At 67.0% G+C, this 24,230-nt stretch carries 22 protein-coding genes; 14 read left to right on the forward strand and 8 right to left on the reverse strand.

The features are described from left to right. Positions 1–17: 17 nt before the first annotated feature. The 3 genes from ABD022_RS01365 to ABD022_RS01375 all read right to left on the reverse strand — a co-directional run bounded on the left by ABD022_RS01365 (position 18) and on the right by ABD022_RS01375 (position 3,097). Positions 18–1,346, reverse strand: a complete 1,329-nt coding sequence (locus tag ABD022_RS01365) for a TRAP transporter large permease (RefSeq protein WP_325127222.1) — start codon at positions 1,344–1,346, stop codon at positions 18–20. Then, complete coding sequence (locus ABD022_RS01370) at positions 1,343–1,855, reverse strand: TRAP transporter small permease subunit (RefSeq protein ID WP_325127224.1); 513 nt, start codon at positions 1,853–1,855, stop codon at positions 1,343–1,345. The genes ABD022_RS01365 and ABD022_RS01370 overlap by 4 nt, the downstream gene beginning before the upstream one ends. Positions 1,856–2,035: 180 nt before the next feature. Further along, positions 2,036–3,097, reverse strand: coding sequence for a helix-turn-helix domain-containing protein (locus ABD022_RS01375; protein ID WP_343819672.1), 1,062 nt, complete (start codon positions 3,095–3,097; stop codon positions 2,036–2,038). 178 nt (positions 3,098–3,275) lie between these two features. On the opposite strand from ABD022_RS01375, the gene serA reads away from it, so the two are divergent. From serA to ABD022_RS01410, 7 genes are all read left to right on the forward strand, one after another. Continuing rightward, a complete protein-coding gene (gene serA / locus ABD022_RS01380; RefSeq protein ID WP_325127229.1) occupies positions 3,276–4,475 on the forward strand; it encodes a phosphoglycerate dehydrogenase in 1,200 nt (399 codons plus the stop codon). 281 nt (positions 4,476–4,756) lie between these two features. Then, positions 4,757–6,187 carry a NarK family nitrate/nitrite MFS transporter gene (locus ABD022_RS01385; protein WP_325127231.1) on the forward strand — a complete coding sequence of 477 codons (1,431 nt, stop codon included), beginning with the start codon at positions 4,757–4,759 and terminating at the stop codon, positions 6,185–6,187. Positions 6,188–6,242: 55 nt separating this feature from the next. Beyond that, positions 6,243–9,998, forward strand: coding sequence for a nitrate reductase subunit alpha (locus ABD022_RS01390; protein WP_343819674.1), 3,756 nt, complete (start codon positions 6,243–6,245; stop codon positions 9,996–9,998). A gap of 12 nt (positions 9,999–10,010) precedes the next feature. After that, the gene (narH, locus tag ABD022_RS01395; RefSeq protein WP_325127235.1) at positions 10,011–11,552 is read left to right on the forward strand and encodes a nitrate reductase subunit beta; all 1,542 of its coding nucleotides are present in this window, start codon (positions 10,011–10,013) and stop codon (positions 11,550–11,552) included. A 14-nt stretch (positions 11,553–11,566) separates the two neighbouring features. Further along, on the forward strand, positions 11,567–12,268 hold the full coding sequence (gene narJ, locus ABD022_RS01400; protein WP_425545187.1) for a nitrate reductase molybdenum cofactor assembly chaperone: 702 nt from the start codon (positions 11,567–11,569) through the stop codon (positions 12,266–12,268). Positions 12,269–12,280: 12 nt separating this feature from the next. Then, on the forward strand, positions 12,281–12,967 hold the full coding sequence (gene narI / locus ABD022_RS01405; RefSeq protein ID WP_325127238.1) for a respiratory nitrate reductase subunit gamma: 687 nt from the start codon (positions 12,281–12,283) through the stop codon (positions 12,965–12,967). A gap of 10 nt (positions 12,968–12,977) precedes the next feature. Then, positions 12,978–13,730: a peptidylprolyl isomerase gene (locus tag ABD022_RS01410; RefSeq protein WP_343819676.1), complete on the forward strand. Its 753-nt coding sequence runs from the start codon at positions 12,978–12,980 to the stop codon at positions 13,728–13,730. A gap of 114 nt (positions 13,731–13,844) precedes the next feature. Here ABD022_RS01410 and ABD022_RS01415 read toward each other — a convergent pair whose 3' ends face one another. From ABD022_RS01415 to ABD022_RS01425, 3 genes are read right to left on the reverse strand one after another with little or no spacing between them, the layout of a single operon-like run. Next, a complete protein-coding gene (locus ABD022_RS01415) occupies positions 13,845–14,309 on the reverse strand; it encodes an RrF2 family transcriptional regulator (protein ID WP_325127242.1) in 465 nt (154 codons plus the stop codon). A gap of 25 nt (positions 14,310–14,334) precedes the next feature. After that, positions 14,335–15,639, reverse strand: a complete 1,305-nt coding sequence (locus ABD022_RS01420; RefSeq protein WP_343819678.1) for an NnrS family protein — start codon at positions 15,637–15,639, stop codon at positions 14,335–14,337. Continuing rightward, the gene (locus tag ABD022_RS01425) at positions 15,617–16,039 is read right to left on the reverse strand and encodes a group III truncated hemoglobin (protein ID WP_343819680.1); all 423 of its coding nucleotides are present in this window, start codon (positions 16,037–16,039) and stop codon (positions 15,617–15,619) included. The genes ABD022_RS01420 and ABD022_RS01425 overlap by 23 nt, the downstream gene beginning before the upstream one ends. 170 nt (positions 16,040–16,209) lie before the next feature. Between ABD022_RS01425 and ABD022_RS01430 the strand changes: the two genes are divergently transcribed. Further along, entirely contained in the window at positions 16,210–17,304 is a 1,095-nt protein-coding gene (locus ABD022_RS01430) for a glycosyltransferase family 2 protein (RefSeq protein ID WP_325127247.1), read from the forward strand. Then, positions 17,301–18,947: an ArnT family glycosyltransferase gene (locus ABD022_RS01435; RefSeq protein WP_325127249.1), complete on the forward strand. Its 1,647-nt coding sequence runs from the start codon at positions 17,301–17,303 to the stop codon at positions 18,945–18,947. Before ABD022_RS01430 ends, ABD022_RS01435 begins: the two co-directional genes overlap by 4 nt. Here ABD022_RS01435 and ABD022_RS01440 read toward each other — a convergent pair. Further along, complete coding sequence (locus ABD022_RS01440) at positions 18,907–19,299, reverse strand: GtrA family protein (RefSeq protein ID WP_325127251.1); 393 nt, start codon at positions 19,297–19,299, stop codon at positions 18,907–18,909. The genes ABD022_RS01435 and ABD022_RS01440 overlap by 41 nt on opposite strands. A gap of 67 nt (positions 19,300–19,366) precedes the next feature. Between ABD022_RS01440 and ABD022_RS01445 the strand changes: the two genes are divergently transcribed. The 5 genes from ABD022_RS01445 (at position 19,367) to mobA (ending at position 22,959) form a co-directional block, all read left to right on the forward strand. Beyond that, positions 19,367–20,146: a ChbG/HpnK family deacetylase gene (locus tag ABD022_RS01445; protein WP_414647488.1), complete on the forward strand. Its 780-nt coding sequence runs from the start codon at positions 19,367–19,369 to the stop codon at positions 20,144–20,146. Beyond that, complete coding sequence (locus ABD022_RS01450) at positions 20,143–20,505, forward strand: protein tyrosine phosphatase family protein (protein WP_325127253.1); 363 nt, start codon at positions 20,143–20,145, stop codon at positions 20,503–20,505. The genes ABD022_RS01445 and ABD022_RS01450 overlap by 4 nt, the downstream gene beginning before the upstream one ends. A 70-nt stretch (positions 20,506–20,575) precedes the next feature. Further along, a complete protein-coding gene (locus ABD022_RS01455) occupies positions 20,576–21,037 on the forward strand; it encodes a universal stress protein (RefSeq protein WP_325127255.1) in 462 nt (153 codons plus the stop codon). Positions 21,038–21,041: 4 nt separating this feature from the next. After that, positions 21,042–22,127: a GTP 3',8-cyclase MoaA gene (gene moaA, locus ABD022_RS01460; RefSeq protein WP_325127257.1), complete on the forward strand. Its 1,086-nt coding sequence runs from the start codon at positions 21,042–21,044 to the stop codon at positions 22,125–22,127. A 202-nt stretch (positions 22,128–22,329) separates the two neighbouring features. After that, positions 22,330–22,959, forward strand: a complete 630-nt coding sequence (gene mobA, locus ABD022_RS01465; protein WP_325127259.1) for a molybdenum cofactor guanylyltransferase MobA — start codon at positions 22,330–22,332, stop codon at positions 22,957–22,959. Positions 22,960–23,024: 65 nt separating this feature from the next. On the opposite strand, the gene ABD022_RS01470 is transcribed toward mobA, so the two are convergent. Continuing rightward, positions 23,025–24,230, reverse strand: a complete 1,206-nt coding sequence (locus ABD022_RS01470; protein WP_343819681.1) for a molybdopterin molybdotransferase MoeA — start codon at positions 24,228–24,230, stop codon at positions 23,025–23,027.

Below are 24,230 nucleotides of genomic sequence, written 5' to 3' on the forward strand. Positions count from 1 at the left end.
GCTTCGCCGGCGTTTGCCTAGCGGGCGCGGTTGGAATAAAGATCGGGCAGCCACAGGGCGATATCGGGTATCCACATGATGATTGCCAGGGTGATGATCATCAGGATGGCAAAGGGCACGATCGACTTGTAGATGTCGACGATGGTGATTTCGGGGGGCGCCATCGCCCGCATCAGGAACAGGTTGTAGCCGAAGGGCGGGATGATGTAGGCCAACTGGCAGGTGATGGTGTACAGGATGCCGAACCAGATCGGGCTGAAGCCGAGCGCCTTCACCAGCGGGATGTACAGCGGCGCCACGATGACCAGCATCGCGGTGTCGTCCAGGAACATGCCCAGCACGATGAAGGACAGCATCATGATGATCAGGATGGTCCAGCGATCGAAGCCTAGCTGGCTCAGGAACAGCTTCTCGATGGCCTTGATCGCGCCCAGCCCGTCGTAGACGGCGCCGAAACACAGGGCGGCCAGGATGATCCACATGAACATGCAGCTGACGCTGAGCGTCTGGCGCAGGCAGGATTCCATGACCTGGCCGTTGAGCCTGCCCTTGAAGGCGGCGGCGATCGTGGCCAGGCCGGCGCCCAGCGCGGAAGTCTCCACCAGGCTGGTGACGCCCGACATGAAGCAGCCCATCATGATGGCGAAGATCAGGACCGGCAGGATGCCTTCGCGCAGCAGCCTCCACTTCTCGGGTTCTTCGGCCCTGCGTTCGTCTTCGGACAGCGGCGGCCCGAGCTTCGGGTTCATGCGGCAGCGGATGTAGATGTAGACCGTGAACAGCGCCGCCATCAGCAGTCCGGGCAGGATGCCGGCGATCCACAGCTGCAGCACCGGCTGGCGGGCGATCATGGCGTACAGCACCAGCACGATGCTGGGCGGGATCAGGATGCCCAGCGAGCTGCCGGCCTGGATGACGCCCGTGACCATGACCTTGTCGTAGCCGCGCTGCATCATCTGCGGCAGGGCGACACTGGCGCCGATGGCCATGCCGGCCACGCTCAGGCCGTTCATCGCCGAGATCAGCACCATCAGGCCGATGGTGCCGATCCCCAGGCCCCCGGGCAGGGGGCCCATCCAGACGTGGAACATGCGGTAGAGCTTGTCGGCCAGTCCCGACTCGGACAGCATGAAGCCCATGAACACGAACAGGGGCAGGGTCAGCAGGGCGAACCAGTTCAGCACCGTGAAGGTGGCATTGAACGGCATTTCGATGTCGTTGCCGCCCCACAGGAAATACGCCGCCGTGGCGCCGATGAAGCCGACGACCCCGTAGACGCGCTGCCCGGTGGTCATCAGCACCAGCAGCGATGAAAACATGGTCAGGGTGATCAGTTCGTGGCTCATTCGATGGGCTTCCCGATCGCGGTCGCCAGGTCCCGGAAGAACGTGGCCAGGGTCTGGAGCAGCATCATGAAGATGCCGAAGGTCATGATGATCTTGATGGGGGCCAGCGGTGGCGCCCAGGCGGTGTAGTTGCGCTGGTCGTTGACGAGCGCGTATTCGGTGCTGGATATCCCGCCCAGCAGCAGGAAGGCCAGGAAGACGATGACCAGCCAGATCGTGATGGCGTCCATGCAGGCCCGGGTGCGCGGGCTCCAGCGCGAATACAGCAGATCCATCCGCACATGGGCGTCCAGCTGCATGGAATAGCCGCCGCCCAGCAGGTAGTAGGCCGACAACAGGAACTGGGCGCTTTCCATCATCCAGTTGATGTACACGTTGAAGGCCATCCGCATGATGGTCGAATACAGGAACCCGGCCATCATGACGAGGACGAAATACATGGCGAAGCGCCCGATGAACCGGTTCACGCGGTCAACCCAGCGCACATAGAGCTTGATGATGCCCGGCACGTGCCTCCTCCTGGGGCGGTCCGGCCGTGGCCTGCCGCCGCTTTCTGATGAGGCCTATGATTGCGCGTGCCTGGGGCAGCGCCTATCTGAAAATGGCACTGCTCTATCGGGAATCGGCAATGCCTTATCGGATTTCGGCAAAACCAGGGTTATTCCCGATGCCCTTCGGGGCAGGGCCGTTCAGCCGTGCGTGGGGATGTGCTTCAGGGTGGCGGATGGGCATTCACCGAACAGATGCCGGTAATCCTGGGAGAACTGGCCCAGGTGCTCGAAACCCCAGGTGGTGGCGGCCTGGGTGACGCGGCCGGAGAAGTCCTGCGCATTGCGAAGCCGCCGCCGTACCTGGTTCAGTTTCAGGATGCGCAGGTAGGCCAGCGGGGACAGCCCGACGGCGGTCTGGAAGCTGTATTGCAGGGTGCGCCGGCTGATGTGCAGCTGGCGGCAGATGTCGGCGATCGACAGGCGGTGGCTGGCCTGGGCCAGGACCAGTTCGCGGGCCTGCTGGACGATCTGGCGGCTGTGGCGGATGCGGGAATAGTGGGGATCGGGATCGGGCCGGGATCCCTGCGCAATGGCGGTCCAGAGCAGGTCCAGCACGGTTTCCTGCAGGGCTTCGGCCGTGGCGCCGCCGGCCGGCAGGGGCTCGAACAGCGCGTGGCCCAGGGTCTGGGTCATGCGCTGGTACAGCACGGGCTCGATCGTCAAGGTGCCGCCTTCGCCCAGCATGTCGCTGATGTCCTCGTCCTGCGGCGTCAGGTGCTCGCGCAGCAGGTCCTGGTCCAGCACGATGCCGAAGATGTTGTAGTCCTGGGGCGTGTTCAGTTCGAACTGGCGGGCGCCGGGCCGGAACAGCAGGGTATGGTCGGGAATGGGCAGGGCATCGAGGCGTGAGACCTGCTGGTGCGGGGCGGGCAGACCGAACCACAGGGAATCCCGCCAGGCGGCGCAGGACTGGCGCAGGGCCTGATTGGCCGATTCCTGGAAAAGCTGCAGGCGGGGCAGCCACAGCTCGGTCAGGCGGCCCTGGAAATCGCCCGAGGAGAACTGGTCGTAGCTCTGTTCCCACTGGCTCAGATTGCGTGCGTGGTCGTCGGCGTCGCGCGCGGTCCGGGTCCGGCGGCGGATGGCCGGCTGCGAGGGTGGCGTATCGTAGGCGAATGACGTGACCATCGTGGAAACCACCTTGCTGATGATGTCGGAGGTGACGGCTGCCGGTAAAACGGTGCGGCTCTTGCGGGGCATGGGGCGGCGAACCCCGGAACGGGGTGCGACCCCGCCGTATGGATATGAGCATATATCCCCGAACATAGAATACCCGTGAAATTTGTGGGTTTTGACCCTGCCTTCATTAGGGATGACCCTGACGAGAAGCTTGAAATATCGCACAATGAATGTTTTTCATTTGCCGGAAAGGGTCCAAATGCCACGCATAGTCCTGTTCGAAAACATACACGCCAGCGCCCGGGAAGTCTTCGTCGCGGCGGGGTTCGACGATGTCGTCACCCATGCGGGGGCGCTTGCGGGCGACGCCCTGCGCGAGGCGCTGCAGGGCGCGAACGCGGTCGGCATCCGTTCCCGGACCCATCTCGATCAGGCGCTGCTGGCCGACCTGCCGGATCTGCGGGCCATCGGCTGCTTCTGCATCGGCACCAACCAGGTGGACCTGGAAGCCGCCGCGCTGCGCGGGATTCCGGTGTTCAATGCGCCGTTCTCGAACACCCGTTCGGTTGCGGAACTGGTGCTGGGCGAGGCCATCCTGCTGCTGCGCCGCATCCCGGAAAAGAACGCCCGCGTCCATGAAGGTTTCTGGGACAAGACTGCCGACGGCGCCTACGAGGCGCGCGGCAAGACGCTGGGCATCGTCGGCTACGGCAACATCGGCTCGCAGGTGGGCATCCTGGCCGAATCCTTCGGCATGCGCGTGATCTACCACGACATCGAGGCCAAGCTGCCCCTGGGCAACGCCCATGCCACGTCCTCGCTGAAAAAATTCCTTGGCCAGGCCGATGTGGTCACCCTGCACGTGCCCGGCGGCAAGGACACGGCCAACCTGATCGACGCCGAAGCCATTGCCGCGATGCGCCCCGGCAGCATCCTGATCAATGCCTCGCGCGGCACGGTGGTGGATATCCCCGCGCTGCAGCGCGCCCTGAAATCCGGCCATCTGTCGGGCGCCGCCATCGATGTGTTCCCCACCGAACCCAAGAGCCGCGACGAAGCGCTGGACAGCCCCCTGCGCGGCATGCACAACGTGATCCTCACGCCGCACATCGGCGGCAGCACCCAGGAATCCCAGGAAAACATCGGCCGCGAAGTCGCCGAGAAGCTCAAGCGCTTCATCAGCAGCGGCACGACCAAGGGCGCCGTCAACTTCCCGGAAATCTCCTATCACGAGCAGGCGGGTGCGGCACGCATCATCCACATCCACCAGAACGTGCCGGGCGCCATGGGCGCGCTCAGCAACCTGATGGGCGAATACGGCCTGAACATCGTCAGCCAGCAGCTGCAGACGCGCGGCAAGATCGGCTATGCCATCACCGACGTCGACGGCGAGGCCACCGACCAGGTCATCGAAGGCCTGCGCCGCCATCCGATCACGATCCGCTGCGACCGGGTCTGACGCGCCCGCGCCCGGCCGCGTGTCCGGGCAGGCCGCGTTTCCCGGCATGGATTTCCCGGCCTAGGGAAGTCCCTATAGACCCCGCGCTCTGCGGGGTCTTTCCGTTCTCCGGGCATGCTTCTATACTGGACCAGGCATTCCCAGGTGACCCGCTGACATGATTCTGCTGTATGGAAGGTCCGGTGTCCTGCATGGAAGATCCGCGACTGTTTGATCCAGATCAGCGTCCCTACCGAACGTAGGGGTTTAAGGTGTGGGGTCCCTGTACCAGGAGCCCTCGCATGCGCCCATCGCCCGATGTTGCTTCGTCCACGACCCGCCGCGGTCGCCTGCTCACCGTCTGGACGCCCGAGGACAAAGCTTTCTGGGTACGCGAAGGCAGCGCGATCGCCAACGTCAATCTCTGGATATCGATCCCGGCCCTGTTCCTGGCCTTTGCCGTCTGGCAGATGTGGAGCGTGGTGGCCGTCAACCTGCCCAATCTGGGCTTCCAGTACACCGAGAACCAGCTCTTCTGGCTGGCGGCGCTGCCCGCCCTGTCCGGCGCCACCCTGCGCATCTTCTATTCCTTCATGGTGCCCGTGTTCGGCGGCAGGCGCTGGACGGCGCTGACCACGGCCAGCCTGCTGCTGCCCACCATCGGGGTGGGGCTGGCGGTCCAGGATCCATCCACGCCGTATTCCACCATGCTGCTCCTGGCCCTGTTGTGCGGCCTGGGGGGCGGGAATTTCTCCTCGTCGATGTCCAACATCAGCTTCTTCTTCCCGAAGGAACGCAAGGGATCCGCCCTGGGCCTGAACGCCGGCCTGGGCAACCTGGGCGTCTCCTCGGTGCAGTTCCTGGCGCCGCTGGTCATCACCATGGGCATCCTGGGGCCGTGGGCGGGCGAGCCGCAGATGGCGAAGCTGTCGGGCGCGCACGGCGGTCCGGTCGAGATCTGGGCCCAGAACGCCGCCTTCATCTGGGTGCCGTTCATCATCATCGTGTCGATGCTGGCCTGGGTGGGCATGCACGACATCGCCGACGCCAAGGCGTCCTTCCGCGACCAGTCCGTCATCTTCAAGCGCAAGCACAACTGGATCATGTGCTTCCTGTACCTGGGCACGTTCGGTTCCTTCATCGGCTTTTCCGCCGGCTTCCCGCTGCTGATCAAATACCTGTATCCCGACGTCCGTCCGCTGCAGTACGCCTGGCTGGGGCCGCTGGTCGGCGCCGTGGCCAGGCCCTTCGGCGGCTGGCTGTCCGACCGCCTCGGGGGGGCGCGGGTCACCTTCTGGACTTTCTTCTGGATGATCCTGGGGGTGCTGGGGGTCATGGCCTCGCTGCCGGGCGGCCAGTCGTCGGGAACTTTCCTCGGATTCCTGCTGTCTTTCCTGTTCCTGTTCTTCCTGACCGGCATCGGCAACGGTTCGACTTTCGCCATGATTCCGGTGATCTTCAACACGCTGGCCCAGCGCCGCCATGCCGCAGGCGGGCCGGGCGGCCAGGCGAGCGCCGACGCCGAAGGCGCCAAGGAATCCGCCGCCGTGCTCGGTTTCAGCGGCGCCATGGGGGCCTACGGCGGCTTCTTCATTCCCAAGAGCTTCGGCACGTCCTTCGAACTCACGGGCACCCCGTACGCCGCCCTGGTGTTCTTCGTCGTGTTCTATGCCGTTTCGATCGCCGTGACCTGGTGGTATTACTCGCGCCGCCGCGCCGAAATCCCCTGCTGAGACGCGGTCCCGCCGCCCGTCCGCGGCCGAACCCCTTTCCAATGGAGCATCTACCGTGAGCCATTTCATCGACCGCCTGAAGTATTTTTCCCGTCCCAAGGAATCCTTTTCCGATGGGCACGGCGCCGTGGTCCGCGAAGACCGCACCTGGGAAGACGCCTACCGCAACCGCTGGCAGCACGACAAGATCGTGCGTTCCACGCACGGCGTGAACTGCACCGGGTCGTGTTCCTGGAAAATCTACGTCAAGGGCGGCCTGGTCACCTGGGAAACGCAGCAGACCGACTATCCGCGCACCCGTCCCGACATGCCCAATCACGAGCCGCGCGGCTGTCCTCGGGGGGCCACGTTCTCGTGGTACCTGTACAGCGCCAACCGCGTCAAGTACCCGATGCTGCGTGGCCGCCTGGCCCGGCTGTGGCGCGAGCAGCGCAAGACGATGGGCGCCGTCCAGGCCTGGGAGGCCATCGTGTCCGACCCGGAAAAGGCCGCCAGCTACAAGTCCGTGCGCGGCCTGGGCGGCTTCGTGCGTTCCAACTGGGACGAGGTCAACGAGATCATCGCGGCGGCCAACATCCACACCATCAAACGCCATGGCCCCGACCGCATCGCCGGTTTCTCGCCGATCCCGGCCATGTCCATGGTGTCCTATGCGTCCGGCAGCCGCTACCTGTCGCTGCTGGGCGGGTCGCTGCTGAGCTTCTACGACTGGTATTGCGACCTGCCGCCGTCCAGCCCCCAGACCTGGGGCGAGCAGACCGACGTCAGTGAATCGGCCGACTGGTACAACTCGACCTTCATCATGCTGTGGGGCTCGAACGTGCCCCAGACCCGCACGCCCGATGCCCACTTCATGGTCGAGGCCCGCTACCGGGGCGCCAAGGTCGTGTCCGTGTTCCCGGACTACGCCGAGGGCGCCAAGTTCGGCGACATCTGGCTGCACCCCAAGCAGGGGACCGACGCGGCGCTGGCCCTGGCGATGGGCCATGTCGTCCTGAAGGAATTCCACCTGGCGGGCAAGAGCGCCTACTTCGAGCGCTATTGCCGCCAGTACACCGACATGCCCTTCCTGGTGCGCCTGGTGCGCCAGGGAGACCACTATGTGCCCGACCGCAAGCTGCGGGCAGCCGATTTCGCCGATCGGCTGGGCCAGGACAACAACCCTGAATGGAAGACCGTCGCCATCGACCAGGACAGCGGCGAACTGATCGTGCCCCAGGGCTCCATCGGCTTCCGCTGGGGCCAGCAGGAAGGCGGTGACGCCGGCAAGTGGAACCTGGAATTGAAGGACGCCCGGGGACACGAGGTGCGGCCGTGCCTGTCGCTGATCGACGCCAGCGACGAGGTCGCGCCGGTGGCCTTCCCGTATTTCGGCGGCATCCACCATGATCATTTCCAGGGCACGGAGCACGACGAGGTGCTGGTGCGCAACCTGCCGGTCAGGCGCGTCCGGACCGCCGACGGCGATGTCCTGGTCGCCACGGTGTTCGACCTGTTCGTGGCCAACTACGGCATCGACCGGGGGCTGGGCGGCGACAACGTGGCGTCGTCCTATGACGACGACGTGCCGTACACCCCCGCCTGGCAGGAGCGCATCACCGGCGTGGACCGCGAGAAGGTCATCACCGTGGCCCGCCAGTTCGCCGACAACGCCGACAAGACCGAAGGCAAGTCCATGGTCATCCTGGGCGCCGGCCTGAACCATTGGTACCACATGGACATGTCGTACCGGGGCATCATCAACCTGGTGTCCATGTGCGGCTGCGTGGGGCAGTCCGGCGGCGGCTGGTGCCACTACGTGGGCCAGGAAAAGCTGCGTCCGCAGACTGGCTGGACCATGCTGACCTTCGCGCTGGACTGGCTGCGGCCGCCGCGCCACATGAACGGCACCTCGTTCTTCTACGCGCACACCGACCAGTGGCGCTACGAAAAGCTCCAGGTGCCCGAACTGCTCTCGCCCCTGGCGGATGCCTCGAAGTACCAGGGCAGCCTGATCGACATGAACGTGCGCGCCGAGCGCATGGGCTGGCTGCCCACGGCGCCGCAGCTGCAGACCAATCCGCTCGAAGTCGTGCGCAACGCCCGGGTGGCCGGGCAGGATCCCAAGGAATACGCCGTCGGCGCCCTGCGCAACGGCTCGCTGAAGTTTTCCTGCGAGGACCCCGATCATCCCGACAACTTCCCGCGCAACATGTTCGTCTGGCGATCCAACATCCTGGGGTCGTCCGGCAAGGGGCATGAATACTTCCTCAAGCACCTGCTGGGCACCCAGCATGGCGTGCAGGGCAAGGACCTGGGCGAGGCGGGCGGGGTCAAGCCGCTGGAAGTCGCCTGGCGCGACGACGCTCCCCAGGGCAAGCTCGACCTGCTGGTGACCCTGGACTTCCGCATGTCCACGACCTGCCTGTATTCGGACGTGGTGCTGCCCACGGCCACCTGGTACGAGAAGAACGACCTGAACACCTCGGACATGCACCCCTTCATCCATCCGCTGTCCGCGGCCGTGGATCCGATCTGGGAATCGCGCAGCGACTGGGAAATCTACAAGGATCTGGCGAAGAAGTTCTCCGAACTGGCTGCCGATGCCGACCTGCCCGACGAAGACCTGGTGCTGCAGCCCCTGCAGCATGATTCCCCGGGCGAGCTGAGCGACCCCTACGACGTGCGCGAATGGCGCAAGGGCGAATGCGACCTGATCCCCGGCAAGACGTTGCCGAACATGATGGTCGTCAACCGGGACTACAAGCACGTCTACGAGCGCTTCACCACGCTCGGGCCGCTGGCGGAAAAGCTCGGCAACGGCGGCAAGGGCATCGCCTGGGACACCAAGGAAGAAGTCGAGCTGCTGCGCCAGCTGAACGGCCGCGAGCGCGAGCCCGGCGTGGGCCAGGGCCAGCCGCGCATCTTCACCGACATCGATGCCTGCGAGACCGTCCTGACCCTGGCGCCGGAAACCAACGGCCACGTGGCCCTGAAGGCCTGGCAGGCCCTGTCGAAGTTCACCGGCCGCGACCATTCCCACCTGGTCAGGTCCAGCGAGCACGAGAAGATCCGCTTCCGCGACATCCAGGCCCAGCCGCGCAAGATCCTGACTTCGCCCACCTGGTCCGGGATCGAGTCCGACAAGGTCAGCTACAGCGCCGGCTATACCAACGTGCACGAGCTCATCCCGTGGCGCACGCTGACCGGGCGCCAGGAACTCTACCAGGATCACCCCTGGATGCGCGATTTCGGCGAATCCCTGTGCGTGTACCGGCCGCCGGTGGACACCAAGACCATCAAGCCGATGCTGGAAAAGCAGTTCAGCAACGGCGAACCGCACGTGGTGCTGAACTTCATCACGCCGCATCAGAAATGGGGTATCCACTCCACCTATTCGGACAACCTGATCATGCTGACGCTTTCGCGCGGCGGCCCGATCGTCTGGATGTCCGAGATCGATGCGGCCAAGGCGGGCATCGTGGACAACGACTGGATCGAGGTCTTCAACGTCAACGGCGCGCTGGTCGCGCGCGCCGTGGTCAGCCAGCGGGTGCCCGAAGGCATGACCATGATGTACCACGCCCAGGAAAAGATCGTGAACGTGCCGGGGTCGGAAATCACGGGCAAGCGCGGCGGCATCCACAATTCCGTCACCCGCACCGTGCTCAAGCCCACGCACATGATCGGCGGCTACGCCCAGCTGTCCTATGGCTTCAATTACTACGGCACGGTCGGCTCGAACCGCGACGAATTCGTGGTCGTCCGCAAAATGAAGAAAATCGACTGGATGGACGAGACCCACGAAGTGTCCGCCCAGCCCCAGGCCTGAGGAGTCCGGCACATGAAAATCCGCGCGCAAGTCGCCATGGTCCTGAACCTGGACAAATGCATCGGCTGCCATACCTGTTCGATCACCTGCAAGAACGTCTGGACGTCCCGCGAGGGCATGGAATACGCCTGGTTCAACAACGTCGAGACCAAGCCCGGCGTGGGCTACCCCAAGGACTGGGAAAACCAGGACCGCTGGAACGGCGGCTGGCGCCGCCGCGACAACGGCCGCATCGAGCCTCGCCAGGGCGGCAAGCTGCGCCTGCTGTCGCGCATCTTCTCGAACCCGAACCTGCCCGAGATCGACGACTACTACGAGCCCTTCACCTACGATTACGATTACCTGCAGAAAGCCCCGGAACGCACCACGCCGCCCGTGGCGCGGCCGCGTTCCCTGATTTCCGGCAAGCGCATGGAAAAGATCGAGTGGGGGCCCAACTGGGAAGAAATCCTGGGGGGTGAATTCGCCAAGCGTTCGCAGGACTACAACTTCGAGGCGGTGCAGAAGGACATCTACGGGCAGTTCGAGAACACCTTCATGATGTACCTGCCGCGCCTGTGCGAGCATTGCCTGAACCCCACCTGCGTGGCCAGCTGCCCGTCGGGTTCCATCTACAAGCGCGCCGAGGACGGCATTGTCCTGATCGACCAGGACAAGTGCCGCGGCTGGCGCATGTGTGTCTCCGGCTGCCCGTACAAGAAGATCTACTACAACTGGAAATCCGGCAAGGCGGAAAAGTGCATCTTCTGCTACCCGCGCATCGAGGCGGGCATGCCCACGGTCTGTTCCGAGACCTGCGTGGGGCGGATCCGCTACCTGGGCGTTCTGCTCTACGATGCCGACGGCATCGAGGCGGCCGCCAGCACGACCCACGAAAAGGACCTGTACCAGGCGCAGCTGGACCTGTTCCTGGATCCGAACGATCCGGAAGTCCGCCGCCAGGCCCTGGCCGACGGGATTCCCGAAAACTGGCTGGACGCGGCCTGCAATTCCCCGGTCTACAAGATGGCCGTCGAATGGAAGATCGCCTTCCCGCTGCATCCGGAATACCGCACCCTGCCCATGGTGTGGTACGTGCCGCCGCTCTCGCCGATCCAGTCGGCCGCCAACAGCGGCCGGATCGGCGCGTTCGGCGAAATTCCCGATGTGCAGTCCCTGCGCATCCCCCTGCGCTACCTGGCCAATCTCCTGACCGCTGGCGACGAGGCACCGATCGCCACGGCGCTGGAGCGCCTGCTGGGCATGCGCGCCTTCATGCGTGCGCGCTCGGTGGACCGCCAGGAACGGCTCGACATCCTGGACCAGGTCGGCCTCACCCTGCATCAGGTCGAGGACATGCACCGCTACCTGGCCATTGCCAACTACGAGGACCGCTTCGTGGTGCCCACCGCACACCGGGAAAACGCCGAGAATGCCTTCGAGATCCGGGGCGGCTGCGGCTTCACATTCGGCAATGGCTGCTCGGGCGGCGCATCCGAGGGCTCGCTGTTCGGCAAGCCGCGCAACAAGCGCAAGCCCAGCGTGGTATTCCTGGATCCGGCCCGCACGGCCTGAACGGGAGAGACGCCATGGATTCCATCCAATCCCCCCCCCGCCAGGTGCCGGTGTTCTCGGTGTTGTCCGTCCTGCTCGGCTATCCCGAGCAGGACTGGCTCGATGCCCTGCCGGAACTGCATGCGGCCCTGCCTGCCGATGTACGCACCCGGCTGGCGCCCCTGTTCGATTTCCTGGACCAGGGCGACGACCTGATCGATCTGCAAGAGCAATACGTCGCCACCTTCGATCGCCGGGCCGCCCATTCGCTGCACCTGTTCGAACACGTGCATGGCGAATCCCGCGACCGTGGGCAGGCCATGGTGGACCTGCGCAACGAATACCTGAAGTACGGCCTGGAGCCGTCCACGGTCGAATTGCCGGACTACGTGCCGCTGTTCCTGGAATTCCTGGGGCAGATCCCCCCGGACGCCGCCGAAAACCTGCTGGGCGACGCCATCCACGTGCTGGCCCGGCTGGGCGACAAGCTGCGGGAGGCCGGCAGCCCCTATGCCTGCCTGTTCGCCCAGCTGCGGACCATGACCGACGTCGAACCCGAGGTTCTCCCCGATCCCCCCGAAGGCGACATGGAGGAGACCCTGATCACCTTCGGCCCCGAGGCCGATGGCACCGAGCCGCTGCTGATGCGGCGTCCGGGCGGCGCGGGCGGCGTGCAGCCCATCGTGTTCCACCCGCCACGTTCCCGCAAGCCGGGCCCGGCCGACGGCCAGGCCTGAGAGGAGATTCAGATGAAAGACACACTCGACCTGTTTTTCTTTGGGGTGTATCCCTATATCGCCCTGACCGTCTTCTTCCTGGGCAGCCTGGTGCGTTTCGAGCGCGAGCAGTACACCTGGAAAAGCGATTCCAGCCAGCTGTTGCGCAGGGGCACGCTGGGTTGGGGCAGCAACCTGTTCCACATCGGCATCATTTCCCTGTTCTTCACCCACCTGGTGGGGCTGCTGACGCCGCCGGCCGTCTACCATGCCTTCGGCGTGACGACGGCGTTCAAGCAGTTGATGGCCATCGTGGTCGGCGCGATCCTGGGGGTCGTTTGCCTGATCGGGCTGCTGCTGCTGATCCATCGCCGCTGGACGGAAATCCGCCTGGCGCACAATTCCAATCTGTCCGATTGGGTGACGCTGCTGTGGATCCTGATGGTGCTGGTGGTGGGCATCGCCTCGATCTTCACGTCCGTGCATCACACGGACGGCGCGGTGATGGTCCAGCTGGGCGAATGGGCCCAGCGCATCGTCACCTTCCGGGGCGGCGCGGTGGGTGCCATGGAAGGCGTGCCCGCCGTCTACCGCCTGCACATGGTGCTGGGCATGACGCTGTTCCTGATCTTTCCGTTCACCCGCCTGGTGCACGTGTGGTCCGGCTTCGCCTCGGTGACCTACCTGGCCCGGGCGTGGCAGATCGTGCGGCCGCGCTGAACGCCACGGGATGCAGATGATCACAGTCAACGACACCCTCATCACCGAGGACGAGATCCTGGCCGAAGTCCCGCGCCACCAGCGGGAAAGCAATCCCCGCCTGGCGGCCGGCCAGGAGCTGGTGCTGCGCGTCCTGTGCCGGCAGCGTGCCGCCGAGCTGGACCTGTCGGCCGAGGACGACGATGCCCTGCTCGAGGCCGTGCTGGCCCACGACGTGCGCACGCCCCAGGCGGACGAGGCAAGCTGCCGGCGCTACTACGAGCAGCACCCCGACGAATTCCGCGAAGGCGACCGGGTCGAGGCATGGCACATCCTGTTCCAGGCGACGTCGGGGCTGGACGTGCAGAAGTTGCGCGCCCGTGCCAACGGCGTGCTGGCCGAACTGCACCGCGAAGGACTGGGTGCGTTTGCGGCCTTTGCCCGGAGCTATTCCAATTGCCCCACCGGAGCGGGCGGTGGCGCCCTGGGCGAACTGTCTCGCGGCGAGATGGTGCCCGAATTCGAGCGGGCGATCTTCGCCCTGCCGGAATACACCCTGGGCGGCGAGCTGGTCGAGACCCGCTTCGGTTTCCACATCGTGCGCACCGGCCGCAAGACCGAGGGCCGTGCCCTGCCGTTCGAGTCCGTGCATGAACGGCTGGCGGCCTGGCTCGAGGAATCCAGCCGGCGGCGGGCCGTGCATCAGTACCTGAAGCAATTGGTCGGAGCCGCCCGCATCGAAGGCATCCCCATGCCGGGGGCGGATTCGCCGCTGGTGCAATAGCAGGATTGCCGCTGCGCGCGTGGCGGCGGGCGGTGCGCAAACTCGTCGCGCTGCCCACCCTTCAGGCAGTGCGCGCCGGCTGCTCCCGCCTTTCCTTCGGATACATCGGGCGGCTTACGTGGTTGTCGGGAAACCACCCGCCGCCGCGCGCTCGGGTGCGATGCGGATCGCGGCCGGCGGGAAGGGGGGAATCACGTCGGCCAGGGTATGGGCGTCCAGGTGATCCATGAAGGCCTTCATCGCGCCCGCCACGATGGGTTTCAGGCCGCAGCAGCCGCTCAGGATGCAATGGTTGTCGGAGCCCATGCATTCGACCAGGGCCAGGTCGTTTTCCATGTCGCGGATCAGCGCCCCCAGGCGAATTTCACCGGGCTCGTGGGCCAGTTCCATGCCGCCGTTCTTGCCGCGCACGGTGCGGATCCAGCCGCGCTGGGCCAGGCGGTGCGTGATCTTCATCAGGTGCGGCTCGGAAATGCCGTAGACCTGGGCGATCTCGGCGATGGTGCAGAGGCGGTCGCGGTGGCTGCCGAGATAGATCAGCAGCCGTACCGCGTAGTCGCTCATGTTGGTCAGGCGCATGGCGGGCTCGGGCTCGAAGCGGGGGTCAGCGCGCCTGGGCCGGCTGCGCGGAAGCCCGGGGCGGCGCGACGACGGGCGCGGGCTTGTCCGGACGGGGTCGGATCAGCATCGGCACGAAGCGCCACAGGTACAGGCCCATGCACAGGATCCAGGCGACGGCGGCCAGGTGGAGCAGGTGGGGGCTGGCTGCCGAGGGCCACAGCGCGGCCAGCCGGAAGACGGCTGCCGCGATCATCAGCCAGTAGCTGGCCAGCATGCTGCCGTCCAGGGCCAGCGGGCGCCCGAGATGGCCCAGGGCCGTGCGGGTCAGCATGCCGATGATCAGGATGCAGAAACCCGCCATGCCGATCAGGTGGACGTGCGTGGCGCTGCGCGCCAGCAGGCCGCTCAGCAGCGACGGATCGAGCAGGCCGCTGACCTGGACAGCCGCGGCCAGCAGCCCCACGCCGATGAAGGCATAGCCCAGGTACAGGATCCACAGCATCGGCTTGCGCAGCACCGCCAGCGGCCGCCAGGCCAGCAACTGGCCCAGGCTGATGAGGCCGGTCAGCGCCAGGCTGAAGGCCATGAGCAGCGGCAGGAAGGCCGGCCCGTCGCCGGCGGCGGGCAGAATCTGCATCAGCACGCCGGCAGCCATCGCCAGGACGCTGAAGACCATCTGGACGTGGCCGGAGCGGGTCAGCATGGGGATCTGCAGGCCCTGGACCATGCGCATGGAGAAGAAGGGGATGACGCGCCGGGCGATCAGCAGGGCGATCACGGCCATGCCGATCAGGCCCAGGTCGAAGCGCTGCATCAGCAGGGCGTAGTTGCCGTTCCGGGCCGCCAGCAGGTACAGCAGGTCGGCCACGCCGAGCGCCAGCATCACCGCGGGCAGGCCATAGTTGCGGCGGCTGCGGCCCTTGATCATCACGCGCATCAGGCTGGCCGAGGCGACCAGGAAGAACAGCACTTCCGCGGCCGTGGCGATCCAGAAGCCCGGCAGCCCGCCTGCCAGGAAACCGACGCGGGCGATCACCCACAGCAGGCTCAGCAGGCCCAGGGGACGCCCGGACAGGGGATTGAAACCGGTCCAGGTGGCGCTGGCAGTCAGCAGGAAGCCGACCGCGATGGTGATGATGAAGCCCCACAGCATTTCGTGGGCATGCCAGTAGACGTGCGGCAGGGGGCCGTCCAGCACCTGCGGGACGAAGATCCACAGGGCGATGGAGATCAGCGCCCAGGCGGCGCCGGCCATGTACAGCGGCCGGAATCCCAGGGCCAGGAAGGCCGTCATGGATGGCCGTTGCGCGGCGGCGGCCGGTTCCTCAATATTCAGCAGGCGGGACATGGGCGTCGAACTCCGTCACGGGTTGATCTGGTTGGTGGCTGACTTGGTAGCCGTACCACAGGCTGCGGGCGATGCGGCGGGCGAAGTCCTCGGCCTGGGCGGTGAAGGCGGTATTGTCGAATTCGTCCAGCGTTTCACGGAACAGGTCCAGCCAGCGGACGAACATCGGGCCTTCCAGGCCTGGCAGGGCGACGTGGCGCGGCATGGGCGTGCCGCTGTAGGTGCCGGTGCGCAGCAGCAGCGACGACCAGAAGCGCACCATGCGTTCCAGGTGCTCGTCCCAGTCGTCGATATGGGCGTCGAAGATCGGCCCCAGGATGGGATCCTGCCGGACCCGGCGGTAGAAGTTGTGGACGAGGGCGACGATTTCGTCCTCTGTACAGACCGGAGTGTCTTCCATGCGGGAGGCAGATCAGGATTTCAAAGGTTCATATTATAGATATCTTATCGCCGGGTCGTAAAGCCCATCCTGGAGAGCCGCGGCCCGCCCGGCCTGCCGTTCAGTTATGATCGTAGACTTCACTCGTCCCCTGGATTGCGCGCCGTCCAGCCCCGCTGGCGTTTCACACCATGCCCGAAACCGTCACACTGTCCTGCGTCATTCCCTGCCTGAACGAGCAGGCCAACCTGGGCGTGCTGCTGCCGGAATTGCTGGCCGTGCTGGCACGCCAGGATTGCGTGCCGGAAATCATCGTCGTCGACGACGGCAGCACGGACGGCACCCCCGATCTGATGCGCCACTGGGTCAGCCTGCATCCGGAAATCGTCTACCTGCGCCTGTCGCGCAATTTCGGCAAGGAAGCCGCCCTGACCGCTGGGCTGGACGTGGCGCGCGGCGATGCCGTGGTCTGCCTGGATGCCGACATGCAGCATCCGCCGGACATGATCCCGGCGATGCTGGCGCGCTGGCGTTCCGGGGTGCATATGGTCTATGCCGTGCGCGCCTCGCGCGACGACGAGACCTGGTTTAAGCGCATCGGCACCCGGGTGTTCTACGCGCTGATGCGCACGTCCGATGGCCTGGGCGTGCCGCCCAACGCCGGGGATTTCCGCCTGATGGACCGGGCCGTGGTCGATGCCCTGAAGCGGCTGCCGGAACGCGACCGCTTCATGAAGGGCCTGTTCGCCTGGGTCGGCTTCCAGTCCGAAGCCATGACCTATACGCCGCCCCAGCGGCTGCATGGCATCAGCCGCTTCCGGCCCCTGAAACTGCTGCGCTTCGCCGTGGACGGGCTGACGGCCTTCACCACCTGGCCGCTGCGGCTGCTGAGCCTGCTGGGCGCCTGCGTGTCGCTGCTGGCCTTTCTGTATGGCCTGTTCATCATCGTCTCCCACCTGCTCTATGGCGACGCGGTGCGCGGCTGGGCCACCCTGATCACCGTGATCCTGTTCTTCGCCGGGGTCAACCTGATGTCGCTGGGAGTGGTGGGGGAATACGTCGCCAGGATCTTCACCGAGGTCAAGGGCCGCCCCGTCTACCTGCTGCGCGAGCGCGCCGGCACGGGGCTCGATGCCGGCTACGGCAGCACCGGAAGCGCCGGCCCCCGGCCGGGGCTGGAAGTCCCGCCGCCACTCCATCCGCAGGCCGGCACCGGCCTGCCGCCCGAGGCCGGGGATCCCCGCGCATCCGGCGCTTCCCCCGCACCAGGAGAACGGCCGACATGAAGTTTCCCGCGATCGGTACTCGCCTGGTGGACGCCGGCGAGTCGCTCTGGCGGCGCCTGCAGGCCCGGCGCGCCTGGCCCTGGGTGGCGCTGTTCTCTTTTCTCTGGCTGGCGGCCACGACCTGGATGTATCCGCTGCTGCTGCCCGACGAGGGCCGTTACGTCGGGGTGGCCTGGTACATGCTGGCCTCGGGGGATTACCTGACGCCGCACCTGGACGGCCTGCCGTTCTTCCACAAGCCGCCGCTGTTCTACTGGCTGACGGCGGCATCCCTGGCGCTGTTCGGCGACAATGCCTGGGCCGGGCGCCTGTGCTCGGTGCTGGCCGCCACGGCGCTGGTGACGGTCTTCTACGTCTTCCTGCGCCGCTACGCCAGCGGCCGTGCCGCGGGCCGCACGACCCTGATCCTGGCGGTGCAGCCCTTCCTGTTCGGCGCGGCGCATTACGCCAACCTGGACATGCTGGTGGCCGCCCTGATGGGCCTGACCGTGATGGCGGGCGCAGACGCGGTGTTCCGCCGCGAGCAGTTGCGGCCCGATGGCTGGTCGCTGGCGGCCATGTACGCCGCTGCGGCGGCCGGGTTCCTGGCCAAGGGCCTGATCGGCATCGTGCTGCCGGGCGGCGTGCTGTTCTTCTGGCTCCTGGGCCGGCGCCGGTACCGCGCCCTGGCACGCCTGCTGTGGTGGCCGGGCATCCTGCTGTTCCTGGCACTGACCCTGCCCTGGATGGTGACCATGCAGCTGCGCCATCCCGGCTTCTTCGATTACTACATCGTCTACCAGCATTTCCAGCGCTTTCTCGAAACCGGCTTCAACAATCCGCACCCGTTCTGGTTCTATGTGCCGGTGGTGCTGGGCCTGACCCTGCCGTGGTCGATCCAGTTGTGGCGCTGGTTCCAGCCCCAGGGGCCGCTGCAGACGGCGTTCGTGCCGCCCGCCCACCGGATCGAGCAGGTCGACCGCCGCGTGCTGCGTGGCCTGATGCTGTCCTGGCTGGCGGTGGTGCTGGTGTTCTTCTCGATCCCGGCTTCCAAGCTGGTCGGCTACGTGATCGCCGTCCTGCCGCCGCTGGCCTGGTTCATCCAGGAAACCTTCGAGCAGCGGGAAGAGTCCAACGCGCCGGGCGCGGGGCGCAGCCTGGTCCGCCATGCCCTGGTGGCAGCCGGCCTGTGCCTGCTGGCGGTGGCGGCGCTGGTGCTGTTCCCGCAACGCAGCACCAAGGGACTCGCCCAGGCGCTGGCGGCGTCGGCGCAGCCCGGCGATCATCTGGTCATGCTCGACCAGTACTCCTACGACGTGCCGATGTATGCCGGCTGGCGCGATCCGATCATCGCCGTCTCCCATTGGGACGACCCGCGCATCATGCAGGGCGACGACTGGCGCCGTGAGCTGGCCGATGCAGCCGGGTTCGCGCCCGATCGGGGCGCCGACAGGCTCTGGCCGGAGCAACGGCTGCAGGCCTATCTGTGCGATCCGGGTCATGCGACGACCTGGCTGCTGGCCTGGCTGGACGAGGCGGAACGCTATCCGGCGCTGGCGGGCCGCGAGCCCTGGGCACAGTCGCGCAAGATGGGTCTGTGGCGCGTTCCGGCCGCCGAGACCGTCAATGGCTGCGGCGAAACGCCCAGTAGCGCCCCAGAATGAACGTCATTCCCGCGATGCCGATCAGCACCAGGGCCAGCAGCACGTCGTAGCGGATCGCCGTCAGGTGCAGCAGCGTGGCGTAGGCGGCTTCGTTGACGGCGAAACCCAGGGCGGACACCACGAAGAACCGCGTGGCCGCGCGCAGCAGCGGCGCGCGCTGGTGGCGGAAGGTCAGGTGGTAGTGGCCCGCGAACGAAACGCCGAACGCCACCAACCAGCCGACCCCGTTGGCGGCCAGCGGGGGCAGGTTTCCCAGGGATACGCAGGCAACGGCGACCACCCAGTGGGTGGCCGCGGCCGCGCAGCCTACAATGACGAACCAGCCGATCTGGGCAGCGAGTTTCTTGAACATGGATCCGGGGTCACAAACAGCAGGGCATCGATACCGGCGCATTGTATTGTGCGCCGATGATTTCGGAATGAATCCGGCGGTCAACGCCGGCATTCTCTCATTGGCCGCGCAGGGCCGCCTGTCGGCCACCAGCCTGCTGGTCGACGGCCCGGCCGTGCGCCGGGGCGCACACGCCCTGCAGGCCAGCGGCCTGCAGATCGGCCTGCACCTGAACTTCACCGAATCCTTCGGCCAGCCAGGCCTGTGCCTGCCCCTGGGGGCACTGATCCGGGCAGCCTGGCTGGGGCGCCTGCCGGGCGATGCCGTGCGCGCCGCCGTGCAGCGGCAGCTGGCGCTGTTCCAGGACATCACGGGCCGGGTGCCTGATTACATCGATGGTCATCAGCACGTGCATCAGTTGCCCGGCATCCGCGATGCGCTGCTCGATGCGCTGCCCGAGCCCCGGGACGGCCGGCCCTGGATCCGCGATGTCGGGCGGCCCCGCATGTCGGGCCTGCCGCCGCGCCTGCGGTTCAAGGCCGCCGTCATCGCCGGGCTGGGCGCTGCCGGCCTGAGGCGGCGGGCGGTTGCGCGCGGCCATGCGCTGAATCCCGGCTTCCTGGGCGTGTATGATTTCCAGGGTGGCGTTCCTGCCTACGAAGGGTGGATGCGCCGCTGGCTGGCGTCGTGCCGCGACGGCGACGTGCTGATGTGCCATCCCGCGCTCGGCGCGGATGGCACGGACGCCCTGTCGGCGCAGCGCCAGGCCGAACACGAGGTGCTGGCGAGTCCGCTCATGGGGCGGCTGCTGGCGGAACATCACCTGACGATCGAAGGGGCGGCGCACCGCCCCGAGGAACCCGCATGAGCCCGACCTACCAAACCCTGACGCCCGATTTCTCCGTCGCTCCCCAGCTGCAGCCCGATGACATGCAGGCCCTGGCGGACGCGGGCTTCAAGTCCGTCATCATCAACCGCCCGGACGGCGAAGGCGGCCCCGAACAACCCCTGTCCGACGACGTGTTGCGGGCCGCCCGGGCGGCCGGACTGCAGGCGCGCTACCAGCCCGTGGTCAGCGGCGCGATCACGGCCGCCGACGTGGCCGAGTTCGCCGGGCTGCTGCGCGAGCTGCCTGCGCCGGTGCTGGCCTTCTGCCGTTCGGGGGCGCGCTGCACGAATCTGTTCGTGGCGGCCCGGGAATCTGGCATAGATCAAACTCAGGGCTGATCCGACTGTCATTTCGCCGGACCAGCGGTTATGCTCGTGTCTCCTAGTCAGCGTTTTGGATGATCCGCGTATGTTCAAGAAGATCCTGATCCCCACGGATGGCTCCAAGCTTTCCGCCCAGGCGGCCAACAAAGGCGTCTGCTTCGCCCGTACCATCGGCGCGGAGATCGTTGCGCTGCATGTGACCCAGCCCTTTGCCGCCACGGTCGGCTTCGACGGCATGGCCGCTGCCTATGCCATCACGGACGAAGACTACGACCGGACTGCCGCCGAGCAGGCCCAGAAGTACCTCCAGGCCGTGCTCGACCGGGCCGAGACCGCCGGTGTCAAGGCCACGTCCCTGGCCGTGTCCAATTTCAACGTCGCCGACGGCATCGTGCAGGCCGCCCAGACAGAAGGCTGCGACCTGATCTTCATCGGCAGCCATGGCCGCAGCGGCCTGTCGCGCCTGCTGCTGGGCAGCGTCACGGTCAAGGTCCTGGGCCTGGCCAAGGTCGCCACCCTGGTCTACCGGGTCAAGGAAAACGACTGATTCCATGCCCCGCGTGATCCATCACCGGCCTGCAACGGCGCCGGAAGACCGCGATGCGGTCGCCGCGCCGGGTGGGTCGGTGTCCGACGCGTTCGGGCGCCCCTTGCGTGACTTGCGGATCTCGGTCACCGACCGCTGCAATTTCCGCTGCACCTACTGCATGCCGCGCGAGCTGTTCGGCGCCGACCATGCCTTCCTGCCCCACGGGGCCTTGCTCACCTTCGAGGAAATCACCCGGTTTGCCAGGATCGCCCTGGCAAGCGGGGTGCGCAAGATCCGCCTGACGGGCGGGGAACCCCTGTTGCGCAAGCAGATCGAAACCCTGGTCGGCATGCTGGCGGGCCTGCGCACGCCGGACGGCGAACCGCCCGAGCTGACCCTCACCACCAACGGCACGTTGCTGGCCCGCAAGGCCCGCGCGCTGGCCGACGCCGGCCTGACGCGCGTGACGGTCAGCCTCGACGCGCTGGACGATGCCCTGTTCGAGCGCATGAGCGACAGCGGCGTGCCGGTCGCCACGATCCTCGATGGCATCGAGGCCGCCGCCGCAGCGGGCCTGAAGCCCGTCAAAGTCAACATGGTCGTGCGGCGCGGCATGAACGACGGCCAGATCCTGCCGATGGCGCGCCATTTCAGGGGCACCGGGCACACGCTGCGCTTCATTGAATACATGGATGTCGGCAATACCAACGGCTGGCGCATGGACGAAGTCGTCACCGGAGCGGAAATCGTGCGGATCATCGGCGCCGAATTCCCGCTGCGGCCGGTCCAGGCCCGCTATCGGGGCGAAGTCGCCGCCCGCTGGGCCTACGAGGACGGCGCGGGCGAAATCGGCCTGATCACCAGCGTGTCCCAGCCCTTCTGCGGAGACTGTACCCGGCTGCGCCTGTCGCCCGAGGGGCGGCTGTTCACCTGCCTGTTCGCCGAGCAGGGGCACGACATCCGCGAACTGCTGCGCAGCGGGGCCAGCGATGATGCGCTGGCCCGGCGCCTGGCGGGCGTCTGGCAGGCCCGCGACGACCGCTATTCCGAGCGCCGCGGAGAGGCCCACCGCGACCACAAAGTAGAAATGAGCTACATCGGGGGATGAGACAGGACACATGAGGGTCCCTGCGGACCCTCATGTGCCTGTCGAATCGGAGCGCCTTGCAAGGCGCGACGTGGAGGGATGTTTCGAACGAAGCCCGGAGGGTCCCTGCGGACCCTCATGTGCCTGTCGAATCGGAGCGCCTTGCAAGGCGCGACGTGGAGGGATGTTTCGGACGAAGCCCGGAGGGTCCCTGCGGACCCTCATGTGCCTGTCGAATCGGAGCGCCTTGCAAGGCGCGACGTGGAGGTTAGCTGAAGTGTTTGATGGACTGGTCCTGGCGGGCGGGCAATCCCGGCGCATGCGCACAGCCCATGGCGGCCAGGCCGACAAGGGACTGATGACCTGGCGCGGCGAGCCCCTGGTGGCCCATGCCTGCCGCCAGCTGCGTGCCCAGGGGGCGGGCTCCCTGTGGATCAGCGCCAACCGCCATTTCGACGATTACGCAGCCTACGGCACGGTCGTGAGCGACGATCCGGCGCATGCCGATTGCGGCCCCCTGGCCGGCGTGCTGGCCGGGTTGCGGCGGTCGCGATCCCCCTGGCTGTTCGTGCTGCCGGTGGATGTGCTGCGCTGGCCCGAAGACCTGGGCGCGCGCCTGGGCGCGGCGGCCCGGCCCGGCAGCCCGGCCTATGCATGCACACCCGATGGTCCGCATCCGCTCTGCCTGATGGCGCATCGCGACCTGGCCGACGGGCTGCAGGCCTACCTGGATGCGGGTGGCCGCCAGGTCCAGGGCTGGCTGCGCTCCTGCGGCGCGGCCGCTGTCGATTTTCCCGGCGCAGACGTGCTGGTCAACCTGAATACCCCCGAGGACTGGGAACGCTGGCGCTGACCCCAGGCTGTTGCGCCCGGCTTCGAGATGCCTGGGGATGGCCGGCGCGCATGCGGGCCCGGATGTCAGGACAGCCAGTCGGACAGCGCCATCCAGTCGACTTCCGCACCCGATTCCAGCCGTGCGCCCGCCGGGATGCGGGCCAGGCCGTGCGCCCAGGCCAGGCTGGACAGCGCACCTGAACTCTGCTGGGAATGCGGCGTCAGGCGGGGCAGCCCGGCACCCTGCGCAGCCTGGACCCGCAGGAAATCATCGCGTTCGCCGCCCACGGGACGGAGCGTGTCGAGGATGCCGCGCCGCACGGGGGGCAGTACGTCCCGTCGGCCCTGCAGGCCGCGGATCAGGGGGCTGACCAGCAGCATGAACACGGCGAACGCCGAGACCGGGTTGCCGGGCAGGCAGACCACCGGACGGCCGTTCAGCTCGGCCAGTGCGACCGGCTTGCCCGGCTTCATGCGCACCTTCCACAGGTCCAGCGTGCCGCCCAGGGATTCGAGGGCGGGCTTGACCAGGTCCTTTTCTCCGACCGAAGCCCCGCCCACGCTGAGCACCAGATCGCAGGCTTCGTTCAGTTCGGCCAGCGCCCGGCGGGTGGCGTCCGCGTCGTCGCGGGCGTGGCGCAGCATGGGTACGGCCGTACCCAGGCCGCTGCACAGGCTGGCGAGCATCGGGGCGTTGGAATTGTGGATCGCGGCCGGCGGCAGGGGCTGGCCGGGCGGGATGAGTTCGTCGCCCGTGGTCAGGATGCCGACCTTCAGGCGGGGAAAGACCGGGGCCCGGTCGTAGCCCTGGGCCGCCAGGACGGCCAATTGGCCGGCCCCCAGGCGGGTGCCCCGGGCGAGGACGGCCTGGCCCCGCTGCATGTCTTCCCCCTGGCGGCGGATGTGCCGCCCCGGTACGGAAGGCGCCAGGATGGTGACGCGTCCGTCGTCCTCGCGACAGTCTTCCTGCATGACCACGGTATCGGCGCCGGCCGGGATCACGCTGCCGGTGAACAGCCGGATGGCCTGGCCGGGAAGCAGGGGTTCGGGGGCCTGGCCGGCAAAGCAGCGCTGCTGGACCGGCAGCGTGGTGCCGGGGACCACCGCATCTGCGGCGCGCAGCGCGTAGCCATCCATGGCGCTGTTGTCGGCGGGCGGCAGGTCGAGAACGGCGACGATGTCCTTGGCCAGCACGCGGCCGCAAAGCGCGTCGAGCGCGACGGTTTCGTGTGCGGCGGGCGCGCGTCCGCGCGCCGCCAGACGGGCCTGGGCGGTATCGAAGTCGAGCAT

Origin of the sequence: Castellaniella daejeonensis, assembly GCF_039523555.1 — a bacterium.
Lineage (GTDB): Bacteria > Pseudomonadota > Gammaproteobacteria > Burkholderiales > Burkholderiaceae_B > Castellaniella > Castellaniella daejeonensis.